This window comes from Candidatus Woesearchaeota archaeon (assembly GCA_016180285.1).
In the GTDB taxonomy this organism is placed as follows: Archaea; Nanobdellota; Nanobdellia; order Woesearchaeales; family JACPBO01; genus JACPBO01.
This window is the reverse complement of the sequence record JACPBO010000004.1, coordinates 24,647-39,263: the sequence shown is the minus strand read 5'-3', so window position 1 is coordinate 39,263 and position 14,617 is coordinate 24,647. Positions and strand designations below refer to the sequence as shown.

At 38.5% G+C, this 14,617-nt stretch carries 16 protein-coding genes and 2 tRNA genes; 15 read left to right on the top strand and 3 right to left on the bottom strand.

What is annotated here, in order from left to right; all coding sequences use genetic code 11:
* The 3 genes from HYU07_01045 to HYU07_01035 all read right to left on the bottom strand — a co-directional run.
* Positions 1 to 1,186, bottom strand: a 1,186-nt coding sequence (locus tag HYU07_01045) for a hypothetical protein (protein MBI2128801.1), incomplete at its 3' end; no start/stop codon positions are given.
* 472 nt (positions 1,187 to 1,658) lie between these two features.
* Positions 1,659 to 4,022 (bottom strand): PQQ-binding-like beta-propeller repeat protein, encoded by a 2,364-nt coding sequence (locus tag HYU07_01040; GenBank protein MBI2128800.1) that lies wholly within the window; start codon positions 4,020 to 4,022, stop codon positions 1,659 to 1,661.
* A 114-nt stretch (positions 4,023 to 4,136) separates the two neighbouring features.
* Positions 4,137 to 4,583: a hypothetical protein gene (locus HYU07_01035; GenBank protein ID MBI2128799.1), complete on the bottom strand. Its 447-nt coding sequence runs from the start codon at positions 4,581 to 4,583 to the stop codon at positions 4,137 to 4,139.
* 202 nt (positions 4,584 to 4,785) lie between these two features.
* Here HYU07_01035 and HYU07_01030 point away from each other — a divergent pair.
* From HYU07_01030 to HYU07_00960, 15 genes are all read left to right on the top strand, one after another.
* Positions 4,786 to 4,904: transfer RNA gene (locus tag HYU07_01030), tRNA-Ile, on the top strand.
* A 294-nt stretch (positions 4,905 to 5,198) separates the two neighbouring features.
* Positions 5,199 to 5,299 (top strand) — tRNA-Phe (locus HYU07_01025).
* A gap of 121 nt (positions 5,300 to 5,420) precedes the next feature.
* A complete protein-coding gene (locus tag HYU07_01020; protein MBI2128798.1) occupies positions 5,421 to 5,672 on the top strand; it encodes a hypothetical protein in 252 nt (83 codons plus the stop codon).
* A 4-nt stretch (positions 5,673 to 5,676) separates the two neighbouring features.
* A complete protein-coding gene (locus tag HYU07_01015; protein MBI2128797.1) occupies positions 5,677 to 6,135 on the top strand; it encodes a DIP1984 family protein in 459 nt (152 codons plus the stop codon).
* A gap of 413 nt (positions 6,136 to 6,548) precedes the next feature.
* The gene (locus HYU07_01010) at positions 6,549 to 6,956 is read left to right on the top strand and encodes a hypothetical protein (GenBank protein ID MBI2128796.1); all 408 of its coding nucleotides are present in this window, start codon (positions 6,549 to 6,551) and stop codon (positions 6,954 to 6,956) included.
* Complete coding sequence (locus HYU07_01005; GenBank protein ID MBI2128795.1) at positions 6,941 to 7,330, top strand: hypothetical protein; 390 nt, start codon at positions 6,941 to 6,943, stop codon at positions 7,328 to 7,330. The genes HYU07_01010 and HYU07_01005 overlap by 16 nt, the downstream gene beginning before the upstream one ends.
* Before the next feature lie 2 nt (positions 7,331 to 7,332).
* Entirely contained in the window at positions 7,333 to 7,890 is a 558-nt protein-coding gene (locus tag HYU07_01000; protein MBI2128794.1) for a hypothetical protein, read from the top strand.
* Positions 7,881 to 9,737, top strand: a complete 1,857-nt coding sequence (locus tag HYU07_00995) for a hypothetical protein (protein MBI2128793.1) — start codon at positions 7,881 to 7,883, stop codon at positions 9,735 to 9,737. Before HYU07_01000 ends, HYU07_00995 begins: the two co-directional genes overlap by 10 nt.
* Positions 9,728 to 10,654 (top strand): hypothetical protein, encoded by a 927-nt coding sequence (locus HYU07_00990; protein ID MBI2128792.1) that lies wholly within the window; start codon positions 9,728 to 9,730, stop codon positions 10,652 to 10,654. The genes HYU07_00995 and HYU07_00990 overlap by 10 nt, the downstream gene beginning before the upstream one ends.
* Before the next feature lie 126 nt (positions 10,655 to 10,780).
* Complete coding sequence (locus HYU07_00985) at positions 10,781 to 11,149, top strand: hypothetical protein (GenBank protein ID MBI2128791.1); 369 nt, start codon at positions 10,781 to 10,783, stop codon at positions 11,147 to 11,149.
* A 9-nt stretch (positions 11,150 to 11,158) separates the two neighbouring features.
* A complete protein-coding gene (locus HYU07_00980) occupies positions 11,159 to 11,896 on the top strand; it encodes a hypothetical protein (GenBank protein ID MBI2128790.1) in 738 nt (245 codons plus the stop codon).
* 8 nt (positions 11,897 to 11,904) lie between these two features.
* The gene (locus HYU07_00975; GenBank protein MBI2128789.1) at positions 11,905 to 13,410 is read left to right on the top strand and encodes a hypothetical protein; all 1,506 of its coding nucleotides are present in this window, start codon (positions 11,905 to 11,907) and stop codon (positions 13,408 to 13,410) included.
* A 145-nt stretch (positions 13,411 to 13,555) separates the two neighbouring features.
* Positions 13,556 to 13,777: a type II toxin-antitoxin system HicB family antitoxin gene (locus tag HYU07_00970; GenBank protein MBI2128788.1), complete on the top strand. Its 222-nt coding sequence runs from the start codon at positions 13,556 to 13,558 to the stop codon at positions 13,775 to 13,777.
* Between the two features lie 104 nt (positions 13,778 to 13,881).
* Complete coding sequence (locus HYU07_00965; GenBank protein ID MBI2128787.1) at positions 13,882 to 14,091, top strand: type II toxin-antitoxin system HicA family toxin; 210 nt, start codon at positions 13,882 to 13,884, stop codon at positions 14,089 to 14,091.
* Between the two features lie 33 nt (positions 14,092 to 14,124).
* Positions 14,125 to 14,604: an HIT domain-containing protein gene (locus tag HYU07_00960; protein MBI2128786.1), complete on the top strand. Its 480-nt coding sequence runs from the start codon at positions 14,125 to 14,127 to the stop codon at positions 14,602 to 14,604.
* Positions 14,605 to 14,617 lie beyond the last annotated feature (13 nt).

Here is a 14,617-nt window from a genome sequence, read left to right as displayed (position 1 = left end):
TAATAATATTAAAGAAAAATTTGCCTTCTCTTAATTCCTCAATCTCAACATCAAAGCTTATTTTTTTATTATTGAAATTATAAATGACATTCGCTTCAACTGTTTCATTTTCAGCAGCCCATTTATTTAATCTCTTTTCAAAATTCTTTCTGTTTATGGCTTTATTCTCTTTTATCAGCTCTGTTTCCTTGACGAATTCAAGCTCAAACTCAGCATTTTCAGCAGCCTTGAAGCTCTTATCAACCTCGGTTTTTTTGGATTTTTTAATTGTAACATTTGTTATTTCTAAAGCAGGAATTGTTTCATTAGTTATATTCGTAATATTCTGTTTTATTGAAACATTGGAAATGTTGCTTATTGTCTCATTTAAAACTGTTTCGAATACATTATAATTTATTGAATTTATCTGCAAGCTGGCATTTTCAAGCTCCGTAATTAATGTTATTTCATCTGTTGTTATATTGTTCAAGAAGCATGTTTCAGCGCATTCAAATTCAAAGTTAGTTATAACAGCAGGGTTTACAATTATTGTTATTTCCTTTGTTGTAAGCTCTTTTCCATCGCCTGCAAATAATATTATTGAGCTATTCCCTGAAAATTCAGGCTTCGGAGTTATTGTCATCAGCGAAACAAAATTGTCAATGACAACATCGACATTTTCATTGCTTGAAGCCAGATAAGAAATCGTGTCGTTGTCTGCATCAGAAAAGTAATTGCTCAGATTAAGGGCTAATGAGGTTCCTTGATCAACTGCAAATGACGAAATTTCAGATATCCATAAAGGAGGGTTATTTGTTTGATTCGCTGTTATAAGATTATTATTTTTGCTTAAGCTATTATCAAAAATTAAAAACCGTGCATCATTAACCTTTAAATAAACCCTTGCTGTTCCTTTTCCAATCACATTCCCGCTTATCTTAAGAGAAGACAGCTCGCCGGGATTCTGCAAAGCAACAACCTGCTCAGAGCTCTGGCTTATTGTGAGGTTGAGATCCTGCGAATATTCTCCATGCACAACTGCAAAGCCCGTTATAGAGGGATTTATTAAAGTGAAGAGCCTGAACAAAGCAACAGAAACTAAAATCAAAATCACCAGAATATTGCAGAATTTTACAAGCTTTCTGATATGAAAAGCGCTGCCTCTATTTCCAGCTAACTCTGCATCTCTTTTTTCTGCGGCGTTCAATTTACTCAGTACTACTTTGTAAGTAGTCTATATATAAAGATTTCGATTTTTTTCTTATTATGTAAGTAAAAGGGAAGCAAGTCATCACCCATTATTTTCCTAATATGTAAGTAAATAATCTTAAAATAGCTATTTAAATTAAAATAAAAATCTTATTATGTAAGTAAAAAACCAATAAAATAAGGAAAAAATCCTAATATGTAAGTTAAAATTTATTGCATCAAAATACAAAAATTTGTAAACTATATTGCATTATGTTTTGAAGTGCAATAATATTTTAATTATAACGGAGGATTATGAAGCAGAAGAAATAGTTATACTGAAAAAAGTTGAAAATTTCTCATTTTCAACTTTTTTGGTATATTGGAAATTAAGTTATAGATAAGAAATTTTTTACTTAATTTCCAATAAATGGTTTGGCGATAAGGCAACTGTTAACTTCATTCCATTATGGAAATGGCTGCTGGCTTAGTTACCGTATCTGTCCTTTTATGATGCCTGCGCATCCTCTCAATGCGCCATACGTTTCCTCATTTGACTCAGGCCCGCTCCCTAATTTTCTCTGCTTGTAAAGCCTGTCAAGCTCGCTGATAAATGAATCCAGCTTTCTTCTTGCATTGCTGAGCTGATTTCTGCTTAGGGATGAAACTGCGCCATCAAGCTTTGACGTAAGGCTGTTCTTTGTTCCTTTTGCAATTACAGAGCCGTCTATTGCATAGATCACATCTTTTATGTTGCTGCTTGGAGCATCATGATATGCCCCATAGATTTTTGAGCAGCTATCGCACGCATCTCCATGCCCGTCTTTATCAGCATCTGCCTGTTCTGTATTGTTGATATCCATGCAGTTGTCGCATGCATCTCCTATTCCATCAGCACCGTCAGCATCGGAATCTGCTTGATCTGAATTTGCTGCAATTCTGCAGTTGTCAGCAACATCCAAAACGCCGTCATTGTCATCATCTGTATCGCATGCATTTCCAATAGTGTCGTTATCTGCATTAGATTGGTCGGGATTTGCAGCATTAATGCAGTTGTCGCATGCATCTCCAATGCCATCTTGATCCGAGTCTGCTTGATCAGCATTGCTTGAGCTGACGCAATTGTCATTGAAATCAGCTATTCCGTCATTGTCATAATCCTTTATGTTTCCTGCTGCGCCATATGAGCTGAATGTTGTTGTTGTGCCATAGACAAAATTATTCACTTTATCAACTCCTGAATTCGCAGTGAGAACAGTTGTGTTGCCAACAACAGCGTAAAGCTTCAGGCTGTTTTCATCAATGCCGGCAGCTGCGATCTCATCATCTGTGTAATATATTTTAATAGTGGCGGAAAGCATGTTGTTTGTTATCGTTGGATCTGCTTTTATGTTAATATATTTGTTCAGCTGCGTTACGCCTAATGTCAATGTTGTCTGCTGCAGGAATTCTGAAATATTGATGGTGCCTGATGCAGTTGTCAGCAAGGTCGACTTAGGCGTTATTTGTATTATGGCATCTGAATTTGCACTTGCATCTATTGTTGCAGTTTTCAGCGGGCTTAATGAAACGCTGCCTTCATATGTTGTGTCTGACTTTAAAAGCTCAACAACGTTTGTTCCTGCAGTGGAAGTTGTGCCGGTGTAAACAGTGCCATTCACAATTGAAGGGGCTGAATAAACATCGCCTGATGCAGTATTGCTCCATAACAAAGTTCCGTTTAGCGTGCTGAAAACATTGATTTTTCTTGAATCAGCTCCGCTTACAACCACTTTGCTGTCTGCAACAGAAACAGGGCCGCCAACAGCATATGCCATGTTTGCTGACTGCCATAATACTGCACCTGAAGATTCGTTAAATGCGAATACATAATGGTTTGTATTGGCTTCATCCCTTGATGCAATTATGACCTTGTTTGCATAAACAGCAGGCATACTGCTGATGAAATGCTGCCCTGCAACAGGGATGGCAGCCCTCCATAAAAGTGAGCCGTCATTTTTGCTCAAGGCAAGCAAATAGCCCTTTGTGCTGATTCCTTCGCATTGGTTTTCAACTCCTATGAATACTTTGTCATTATGCACAGACGGAGTATTAAGGGATATTGCCCCTACATCGCTTGTATACGCCCATTTGACCGCTGCAGCATTTTCATCAAGCGCCATAACTACGCCGCCTGAGCATGGCGATGTGCTTTCTCCTGCAAAATATAGCGTTCCTGCTGACAGAACAGGATTGTATACCGCATCACCGCAGCCATCGCAATCAATTTTGCTGAACAGCACTGTTCCATCAGTTAGATTAAATGCATAAATCATTGGAGGATTGCCCCTTGTTGTTGCCCACACTCTTCCATTGCTGATGGCGGGGGAGTAAATAAAATTTCCCGCATATGCGTCTGCATAACTCCAAAATATTGTTCCATCTGACGCATTCCTGCAATAAAATACACTGCCTCCACCATGGCATATTGTTGAGGCGTCATCACTCACTGTCGGAGTAACTTTTGGGCTCTGGTCCAAAGCAAAGCTCACTTCCCATATTTTTGCATTTGTTGCAGTGTTGAATGCATAGAGCTTTCCAGTTGAGAAATGATTGCTGGCATCAAGCTGGCCTGCAAGAACATACATCACATTGTTTTTTATAACCGGAGTTGATTCTACATAATCTCCTGCTGCAAGCGCAATGCTGCCCGTCAGTCCAGTTGAGCTGTAAAGGTCATAATCAGGGGCAAATGAAAGCGCCCAGCTGTTCCTTGCTGCGTCATGCCCGAACGTGGGCCAGTCATCAGCTAGGACAAAACTTATATTCGACAAAACCAACACAAATAAAGCTAGAAAAAATATTTTTTTACCCATCAGACCACCCCGATATGCATTATTCCTTGACTAAATCACTCTTGGTTTATATAAATTTCTATATTGCTGCAGTTATTACTTAAAATGTGGCTGGCGGGTTTTAGCAAAAGATATTTATCTGTTAATTAATCTCTCCATTCTCTGCGAGTGCAACATCCTGCCTAAAACTTTCAGGAATTCTTCGCTCTGCTCTAAAGGTATGGTGATGGAATGCTCATGAACCCATTCATTTTCAACTTTTTTATTTTTCTGTATTAAAAGATACCTTCCAAATTCATTCTCTAGAATATCAAACCATATTGTCCTATTGCTGTAATCCAGCTTTTCAAAATCAAGGTGCCGAATTCTGTGGTTGGGATAATAAACTTTTGTAACTCCAAATTGCTTCATATAAATCTCATTCTCAAGAATAAGCATCTCCAAATGCTTTTCAATGGCTTTTCTGGAGAACCTCGTGCCCCTAACTATATGAGTCATAGTCAAACCCTTAGGGTTATTTTTAAGAAACTCAATAATCCTGCTGTGTATTATTTTTTCTCTTTTTGCCGGGTGCATTTCCATAACCATCATTAAGAACCGAAAGATTTATATATTTATTGTTCTCTATATTGGTTACCAACTATGGTAATTACTAAATTACCGCATGACATATAAAAAACGAAAAGTAAAGTGGCCGAGAATGGCCAAGACACTAGACTTGAAACAATTAGCGTTAACCCACAAAGAAAGTATTGTTCAACTAATATATAAAATTATCGGTAAAGCCGAGGTGGTCGAGTCTGACTTAAGACGCTGGACTTATGATCCAGTTAGCGTTAACCCACAACGCTATGAGGGTTCAAATGCTAACTGTAGGGGTTGCTGAAAATCCCTCCCTCGGCGCCGTAAATATAATTGAAAATGAAAATAACTTTCCAAAACATAGGCTGGAAAAGCAAGATAACTCAAAAAAGATCTACTTTGAGTATTTCTATCAACAAGTTAGTCGCGATTGGATGTGGCTTGGAAAAAGGCCAGGCATTGTACTGTTATTTGGCTAAAGACGGAGATAACCGACCAGTTATTTTAGCATATTTAGATCAAAAAGAGAAGTGTAAAGGGCGTGTAGCTTAGTTTGGAAAGAGCATCTGTCTGACTCACGGATAGATTCGAGTTTAATTAGTTATAAAGTGTAAAGGTGCGGTCGCCTAATTTGGTATGGAGGATACTTGAAAGGTATCTTCCTGACAGGGAATCTGGGTTCAAAACCTAAAAAGGTGCAAATCCCAGCCGCACCGCACTAGTAATATACGCTATAAAACACAACCAATATTTAAATGTTACGTGTATGTTTTTGTGGGTGTAAAAACATACGTACTGGCTATTTAAATGAGTTGTTAGTGGTAATGAGAAAATTAAATGAAAAAAGTTCAACTAATACCTTACAGAGAGCGCGATAAAAGATTCAAGCTAAAGAGACGCTATATCGTTGCCATTAGAAAAGCAAAGAATGGCGATTTGATAATGCCTATACCAGACGATATTGTTAAAGCGTATCATATTAAGATTGGCGATGTTGCAATATTCAAAATTGTTGATAAAAACGGGTTTATTATAAGATTTGTGAAAAAAACAATGTATGGTTTTGTAGAGAAAATAGATGAGGACTGATAATATGAAACTTGGTGAAGCGTTAAGCAAATTAAAGAAAGAAAAAAGCAAATTAGCAAGACTAATATTGCTGAGAAAAGAAAACATCTATGCAGAAGAAGGCAAAAAAACAAAATTTGACCCAAAAAAGCTGTCTGATGAGATAGACGAGAAAATTGAAGAAATCAGGAAGCTAAAAATTAAGGTGCAAAAAACAAACTTAGATACAGCAGTTAATGGAGAAAAGATAACATTGGCTGAAGCAATAGTTAAAGTTAATGATATGCGAAGCAAGCTGGCTCATTTAAGCTCTTTATTTGAGAAAAGAAGGAGCTATATCTTTAGAGACAAAGATGAGAAAGAAATGGTAGCTCAACTAGATGAACTTAAAATAGAGGACGAAATAGAAAAGTTGGAGATTGAAAAAGTCCAGCTTGATAATAAAATACAGATGGCAAACTGGACAACTCAATTACGCGATTAAGCTTATCTATCTCAGATAGGTAAGATTGCCGGCAGTTTTGAGGGTAAGCATGGGCGTGCAGGATTTGTCTTATGCCAAATCTATGATTGCTCAAACTTGGAACAAGTTTGAGGCTTAAAAAATCCGAGAGGATTTTTTATTTGCGTATAGGATAAATGCTGTACACAAACACCATACTAAAATGGGCAATGATGGGATGTGATGCCTTAGAGATAAAAGCTTAAAGATCATTGTTAAAGGATCACAGCTTAAAGCTCATATACCTGTGCTTTTCCTTCTTAGCTGTTGGCAATTTATCTTTATTTTTTATGAATATCCTTTCTGTGAATAACACTGCCAGACTTAATGCCTGAGCTCCTCAAAACCGAAAGCTTTATTAAAAAAGTTAAAGAGAGTATTGACAGAGGTGTTTCATGAAAAAAAGAGGGCAGGCCAGCACAGAATACATGATAATAATCGGCTTTGTTGCACTTGTGCTGATCCCACTGATAGTCATATTCTACAAGCAGGGCATTTCCACAAAAGACCAGGTTGTTACAGGTGAGGCTGACCAGATCGCAAAAAAGATAACTGATGCTGCTGATTCTGTTTATTACCTGGGAGAGCCATCAAAGATGACATTGAAGCTTTATATGCCTGAAAATGTCAAGGAGATTAGCTTCAGCGGAAGAGAAGTAAGGTTCAAGGTCGCAACTGCAAACGGCATAACAGATGTAACATCAGTTGCAGCCACAAATATGATGGGCAGCGTAGACAGCAGCCAGGGAATAAAGTTCATTGTTGTTGAAGCGAGGGGGGATTATGTATGGGTCGGAACATAAAAGCCCAGGTGTCTGTTGAATTCATTGTTTTTGTAGGCATTGGATTCATTATGCTGCTGATATTCCTTGCTTCTTCAATAGAAAAAATGAAGGAATTCAATACAGAGAAAGAGTTCATCCTGCTGAAGGATGTTGCATATAAGGTCCAGAACGAGATTGTGCTGGCTTCTATTGTTAATGACGGGTATATGAGAACATTTGACATTCCGGAAAGGCTTGAGACATCAGACTATAATATTTCAATAACCGGAAGAACGCTTATTGCGCAGTCTGATAATTATGATTATGTGCTTCAGCTTCCTGATGCAAATGGAACATTGGCCAAAGGAAACAATACGATAAAAAAGACTGGTGGAATAGTTCAGATAAATTAAACATGAATAACAGAAAAGCGCAGAGCTGGTATGGGGATTTTATGATAGCTATTGCGCTTTTTTCAATAACTATGATCATTTACTATCAGTATGCGGGGAATATATCTGTTGAAAATAAGAATGCAATAAAGGACCTGCTGCTCGATGCCAAGGCAATTTCATCATCCCTGATAGAGGAAGGGTATCCTGCAAACTGGAGCACATTCGATGTCAACAGGATAGGCATTACAGATGGAAATTACAGGCTGATCCAGAACAAGATAAACTCATTTGCTGCGCTGGATTACAGCAGGTCAAAATTTCTTTTGGGAACAAGCAGCGATTACTTTGTTTTTTTTGAGGATAAATACGGAAATGCTCCTAGGCTTAATGCAACATGCGGAATTGGCAGCCCGCAAGTGAATATTGAGGTTGTAAATATAACGGGGCCATGGGCTGTTGGAAACGCAAAGTGCCTGATAAATATAAGCAATGCGATGGCAAAAAATATTGCAAAAGTTGAAAGGATTGTGCTTTATAATTCGAGCTTATTGAAAATGGTGGTTTATTCATGGAATTAAAAAGGAAGAAGGGAATATTTTTCACAATAGATGCTGTGATGTGCTCAAGCATAATTATCCTTGGCATAATAATAGCATCGTCTTTTTACATCCGCGACATTCCGAAAAGCTCTGCTGAAAACTTGCCGTATGACCTGCTGAATGCATTGTCTGAACTGAAGATTTACGAAATCAAGGACAACAACACTTATGTGCAGAGCCTGATTGCAGGCAATGATGTAAGCGACTTAAACAGCAGCATAATAGAACAGATCGGCGAGCTTTGGTCTGCAAACAAAAGCGGCAAAGCTGCAAACCTGACAAAAAATATAATAGACAGCTTTATTGAAAATAATACTGGATATGAGCTTTATATAGGCGGAGAGAGGATTTATAACAGAACGGCAAATTACAGCGTGAGCCTGGTAAGCGCAAAGAAGATTATTTCAGGGATTGCAAAAAACGTTGCAATAAAGGGGTATAATGCAAGGGCAACTGCAACAAAAGTCAGAAAGAATGTTACTGAAGTCTTTACATTCGAGCCGGAAGGAAGCGCGCATTCAACAGACAAGGTTTTCATCACGAAAAAGATTTACCTGAATTCAACCAATATAAAAAACGCAACTTTCTACTGGTCAATGCATTACGGAACAAGCCAGTCAAACCAAAATAAGGTAGAGATAAACAATGATGACGATTGCGAATACAGCAAGGATGATTTTATACAGCTCGATTACCAGGATGCCGGAACAACCCCTGACACGCATATGTTTTTCGGAATGAAAGAAATTCCAATAAGCTGCCTGAATGCTGGATGGAATGAAATAAGGGTAACATTGGATGCGCAGGCGCAGTGGCATACGCATCTTCATCCAGGAACGCACCTTATTGTGGGCTACCAGACAGATTACATTGGAAGCGTGAGCAAAGAAGTCACAAAAAAAGTTTATTTTGACAACATAGAAAGCCAGGCTCATGGCCAGCTGGAAAGCTGCGCATGGGCAATAATGCCATTGCTGAAGCCGGAATATATGGGCTTCAGGAGCGCAACGCTTTATCTGCATGGGAAAAGCATATACAACAAAGACAACAAAGACAACATACAGGTTTACATAAATAATAAAACGCTTGATTTAACTGATCCGCCATGCAATACAGGCAATAACTGCGATTTTGAAAAAACATACAACATAACAAGCAACTTAAGCTACGGAACAAACACTATTGCTGTTTACTTAAATTGCTTCCCGGACAATGATTTCTGGGGCGATGACAGCACTGTGCTTTATTCTGATCCGGAAGAAGACCCCGAGCAGTCATCTTATGTAGAATACAGCTATGACCTGAATGACCAAAAGCTGCAGTATGGCAAGATAGATCTGCTGGTTGCTGAAAAGTTCATGACGCAAAAAAGCACAAATGTCCTGTATCAGAAATATTTTGACGGCGACTCTGTAGTTGATGCGGCTGTTGGGCTTGTTGAGCTTGAGAGCAGGAATATAACTGCGATAGTGAACGGCCATCAGATTTTCAAGACTCCGATGCCTGATGCAACGCCATCCTCGCTTTACATTGACCCTAATTACCTGTTTAATGGGACAAATGCAATAAGCCTGTCTGATGTCTGCCCCATCTGCTATATTTTAAATGAAACTTTGTTTAGCTATAAGATCTTTGTCCCTTCACTTGTAGGATATGGCAGCACATTTGCAACAGAAGAGGAAGCTGTAGCTGATGCAACCACCAGGCTGAGGTCTATTTTAGGCGCCAGCGTCAGCGCTGTTGAAATAAACAACGAGACAATAAGCGTAGGCAATGTTCCGAGCTTATGGGGCCCTACAACAGTAGAGGTGAGAGTATGGCGTTGAAGAAGAAGGCCATATTTTTTACAGTAATCGGTATTTTGCTTGTAGGCCTCATTTTAGTTTCTTTTTCGATAATTACCGGATATAATCTGAGAGACAAGATGGCTGTAGTGGAAACAAGGATAAGCACAATGGACAATTTCATAGACGATGCTGGCAAGGATATGGGGCGCGGGCTTTATATTTCGGGGTTCAGGTCAATACTCGGGCTGGAGCAGTTTATTGTAACGCGCGGCACATTTGTAACAAATGCCAGCCTAGCATTTAGCGAGCTTATGACTAATGGCAGCTACAACGGCACCGAAATAAACATAATGGAAGGCTCTACATTTGTCGACTGGATGAATAAGATAAAGGCAGAAGCCGGAAAAACAGGCATAATCATGGATTTTACAGTAAATAAAATTAAAATTTACCAGCTGGAGCCGTGGTTTGTCAGCATTGACCTTAACATAACATTAAATATAGCTGATGAAAGGAACACGGCCAAGTGGAACAATACAAAATATGTCACAACGAAAATAGGCATTGAGGGATTTGAGGATCCGCTTTACAATATATACAGCTATGGAAGGGTTACAAACATAATTTCAAGGTCAAATATAACATATTTCAGCGATGCTGAGCTGATAGGCCATCTGCTTAATTCACGCTACATTCCATCAATAACAGCCCCTAATTTTTTAATGCGCTTAGAGGGAAAATTCAATTCAGATGCAAACGGAATAGAGAGCCTTGTTAATTTGGATGAGTTCAGCGCCCAGGAAATTCCGATCTATGCAAGAAGCGGGGTTGATTACCTGTATTTCAGCAACTCAACACTGGCTTACTGCACTGTGAATGAGACTGCGGGCAGCTATTCATGGTTCAAGCTCGATACAGCTCATTTGAGCGCATACAGCGCAGGCTGCGCGGGATAAAATTGTTTATAATATAAGCAAAAACCAAATATTCTTGGCTATTGGTTTATAATACAAACAGCAAGTTTTAAATATAACTGTAGTTAAGATAACACTATAAAATCATATTGTTCAAAGAGGTGAAAAATGTCAAAGTCAAAGGGAACTTTTTTGGAGAAGATGGGCATTGCTTCTTTTCTTGTGGGAGCTGTAATCGCAATTGTAATGGGAGCATTCAATCTTCCTGCGGAATATGCTGCAATTGAAGTGATAATTATAGCAATTCTCGGCCTAGTTGTTGGCCTGCTGAATATAACAGACAAAGAGAAGATGCTCTACCTTGTTGCAACAATAACAATGATAGCCATATTTTCAAGCTTTAACTCTGTGCTTGAGAAAGTGCCTGTTTTTAATGACGCGTTAAGCAAGATGCTGCAGAATTTAACTGTGTTCATAGCGTCAGGCGGATTTATTGTCGCATTGAAGTCATTTTTAGACATTGCATCTGAAAGATGAAGGGGTTAGATGGCTAAAAAAAGAGAAAAACTGAAAACAGCCGGAAAATTATTGCAAAACAACAGAAGGCTTGCATCAGGGATTCCTGGATTTGACAGGCTCTGCGAAGGCGGCTTGCTGGCGAGAAGCGTCAACCTAGTTACAGGCGGTGCCGGAACCGGAAAAACAATTTTCGGGATGCAGTTTATACATGAAGGAATAAAAAAGGGAGATAAAGGCCTGTTTATTTCTTTTGAAGAAGACCTTGAAGATTTGAAAGGCGATGCTGAAAACTTTGGCTGGGATTTTACCAAATGCGAAGAAAATGGGCAATGCGCTTTTCTTTATTATTATCCTTATGAGCTTGAGGATTTTCAGACGAGGCTGATAAGCGAAGTGCAGAGGATTAATGCGAAAAGGGTTGTAATAGACAGCACATCCGCATTCGGAATGGCATTCGGAAATGAATATGAAATAAGAAAGGCCCTGTATTCGCTTTCCACGCAGCTGAAAAAACTCGAGTGCACAGCAATAATAACATCAGAGATAGTCGGAGAGGTTCGCGATCCTGAAAATAGGGAGCTGAAGAGAATAAGCAGGTTCAATGTAGAGGAGTTTGTATGCGACTCTGTGGTCATTTTAGACGTTCTTGAGGATTCAAAGAAATGCCACCGCTCTATTGAGATTTTAAAGATGAGAAGAACAGCGCACAGGCAGGGCGAGATTCCAATGCTCATAACAAAATCAGGCATCATTGTAAAGAGCTAGCTTCTACTATGAATGAAAAAATAAGCCATAGAGTTGAAGAAATAATCCTTGTAATGATTATTGCGCTCAACATACTTGATGCATTCAGGCTGCTGAAAGGCGATTTGGATGTTGTGCAGAAGCTGACATCATGGGCTGCGTTGGGGTATATTTTATACAAAGTAAGCTTTACAAAAATCATATTTGGAAGCAGAAAAAATGCTATTGACCTTGCGATAATAGCGGCCTATTTTTTGCTTGTGATAAAGGATTTCACCACATATGCAGGCGCTGCTGCAGAACAAATGTATTTTTTCAAGGAAGCGCTGAGCGCAATGGAATCGAATGCGGCATTTCTTGATAACCTCGGAATTTATTCAGGAGGAATTCTGCTGCTGATAATTTCAATATACGCTGCGTTTAAAATTGAAATCAAAAAGCCAAGCTTCATGGATGTGATATCTGAGGAAGGAAAAATAAGCGGAGCTTATGGGCTTTTGGCAAGATTTTTTGTTGTGTTGATTGTATTGAGCGGGTTTTTTGTCGCTGTTTTCAACTTGCTTGAAGGCTGGCTCATATTCCTGCTTGATTCGCCGATTATTGTTATTGGGCTTGTGGCTTACCTGTTCATTGTGATGAGGCATTATGAGAAGTTTTCAGCAGAGCACCTGATTTACAAGGCAGGCGATTTCGGAGACAAGCTGTACAAGGGATTTGTCAGCCTGTTTCATTACAAAAGAGGTGTTTTTTTAGGGGTTGGAGGGCTGCTTGCGCTCCACCTTCTTACAGATTTTGGGAATTTTGTCATTCCCTATATTTTTGGAATAAAGGATGATGTGTTTCTTGCGAGGCTCGGAGCAGGGCATAGCCCTATATTCGGCCTCATGATGAATGATATGGGGGCTGTTCTGCTTAATAACATTTCTGCATTTATAATTTATCTGCTCAATATAATTGCAATTGTCTTCTTCCTTTTGATGCCTGCCTTTGTGTGGTATAAGATGTTCAATAAAAAGGAGCTTCATGTGAACAGGGCTGCGCTTGGCGTAATCTGCTCATCTCTTGCAGCTTTCTTTTTAATGCCCTTATTCAGCATAAGAAGCATTCCCCAAAGCATAATGGTGAAAGAAGGGCTTACAGGAGCCGATATAATCACAAGGGGAATTGCAGAGGGCAGATTTTTAATAAACAATTTTATTGCGCATCCGCTCTCTGCAATTATCGTTGCAGTTGTTTCCATTATTGCAGGAATAGCCGTTTATTTATTGGCCATTGACAAAGAAGCGAGGAAAAAGTTTTTTGTTGTATGCGTGTTGATTGGCTTCGTGTTTTTCGGATTTTATATATGGTTCTTTTTTGAAAGCGTTTTTGTCTATTATGTTAACACAATAATGAGCCTGATTGCAGGCCGCTATTTCTTCATTTCAGCCTTCATGCTTATTTTCATGATGCTGCTTATGATATTTTATGTTGTAGGGTATTTTATGTTTGCCTATGAGATCATAAAAGAGCATGTGATGAGGGAGTTTGTTTGACTTTACCCCCCTTCAAAAACAAAATGAAAGAGCATACTAACTTATCTATTGCAAATACTGTCTGATATTAAATCTTTCAGTTTTTTCACCATTTTGAAGTGAATATATGGAAAGGTTTAAATATGAGTTTAACTTACTATACATCATGAGAAAACAAATACATAATTTTACTGTAGTAATAGAAAAAGACGAGGATGGATATTATGTAGGCAGCGTGCCTGCTCTTCGCGGATGCCATACACAAGGCAAAACTCTAGATGAATTGCTGAAAAATATAAGAGAAGCGATTGAATTATGCCTGCAGGTAGAGAAGGAGATTCCTGGAGGAGAATTTGTAGGCATACAGCAGGTGCAGGTTGAAGTATGAAGCTTCCTTTGTTGTCTGCTCAGGAGCTATAATAGCGGACAAAGAAAATTGAGAATTGTTGTCCGCTATTAATAAGCAAAAGACACGTTTATAATGCTTAAAATATTGTGTCTTTTGCTATAATAAGAATTCTGAAGAAAATAGGTTTTGAAGAAGTGAGGCAGCATGGCAGCCATAATTATTTTAAGCATCCTGACGGAAGAGCAACTGTAGTTCCAGTTCATTCAGGAAGGGATATAGGAAGAGGCCTGTTGAAAAAGATTTTAAATGAGATAGAAGTAAGCAGAGAAGAATTTTTGAATGGGATAAAGTAAGATTTATAAAGATGAAATAAATATTGGAAGTGTATGGGGCAGAAAAAAATTGAAGAAAACTGCATATTTTGTAAAATTGTTAAAGGGGAATCACCTTGCCATAAAATATGGGAAGATAAAAAACATCTTGCATTTTTATCCATCTTTCCAAACACAGAAGGGTGTTCGGTGATTATTACAAAGCAACATTATTCGAGCTATCCGTTTGATTTACCCGACTACGTACTGAAAGAACTTATCATGGCCACTAAGAAAGCAGCTAAATTGCTTGACAAAAAACTTGAAGATGTTGGAAGGACTGCGATGATTTTTGAAGGCTTTGGGATAGACCATGTTCATGCAAAATTATTTCCGATGCATGGGACTGCAAATATGAAAGAATGGAGACCTATAAAATCAGATGTTAATAAATATTTCAAGAAGTACGAGGGATACATTTCTTCACATGATTATGCGAGAGCAGATGATAAAGCTCTTGAAAAATTGGCCAAAAAAATAAGAAATAAAGACTAACAACAGCTTAGTT

Excerpts from the sequence above, each read along its gene's own strand:
- HYU07_01010 (MBI2128796.1), top strand. The coding sequence starts at position 6,549 with ATGAAAAAAAGAGGGCAGGCCAGCACAGAATACATGATAATAATCGGC.
- HYU07_00985 (MBI2128791.1), top strand. The coding sequence starts at position 10,781 with ATGTCAAAGTCAAAGGGAACTTTTTTGGAGAAGATGGGCATTGCTTCT.
- HYU07_00960 (MBI2128786.1), top strand. The coding sequence starts at position 14,125 with ATGGGGCAGAAAAAAATTGAAGAAAACTGCATATTTTGTAAAATTGTT.
- HYU07_01005 (MBI2128795.1), top strand. The coding sequence starts at position 6,941 with ATGGGTCGGAACATAAAAGCCCAGGTGTCTGTTGAATTCATTGTTTTT.
- HYU07_00975 (MBI2128789.1), top strand. The coding sequence starts at position 11,905 with ATGAATGAAAAAATAAGCCATAGAGTTGAAGAAATAATCCTTGTAATG.
- HYU07_01000 (MBI2128794.1), top strand. The coding sequence starts at position 7,333 with ATGAATAACAGAAAAGCGCAGAGCTGGTATGGGGATTTTATGATAGCT.
- HYU07_01020 (MBI2128798.1), top strand. The coding sequence starts at position 5,421 with ATGAAAAAAGTTCAACTAATACCTTACAGAGAGCGCGATAAAAGATTC.
- HYU07_01015 (MBI2128797.1), top strand. The coding sequence starts at position 5,677 with ATGAAACTTGGTGAAGCGTTAAGCAAATTAAAGAAAGAAAAAAGCAAA.
- HYU07_00970 (MBI2128788.1), top strand. The coding sequence starts at position 13,556 with ATGAGAAAACAAATACATAATTTTACTGTAGTAATAGAAAAAGACGAG.
- HYU07_00990 (MBI2128792.1), top strand. The coding sequence starts at position 9,728 with ATGGCGTTGAAGAAGAAGGCCATATTTTTTACAGTAATCGGTATTTTG.
- HYU07_01035 (MBI2128799.1), bottom strand. The coding sequence starts at position 4,583 with ATGGAAATGCACCCGGCAAAAAGAGAAAAAATAATACACAGCAGGATT.
- HYU07_01040 (MBI2128800.1), bottom strand. The coding sequence starts at position 4,022 with ATGGGTAAAAAAATATTTTTTCTAGCTTTATTTGTGTTGGTTTTGTCG.
- HYU07_00980 (MBI2128790.1), top strand. The coding sequence starts at position 11,159 with ATGGCTAAAAAAAGAGAAAAACTGAAAACAGCCGGAAAATTATTGCAA.
- HYU07_00995 (MBI2128793.1), top strand. The coding sequence starts at position 7,881 with ATGGAATTAAAAAGGAAGAAGGGAATATTTTTCACAATAGATGCTGTG.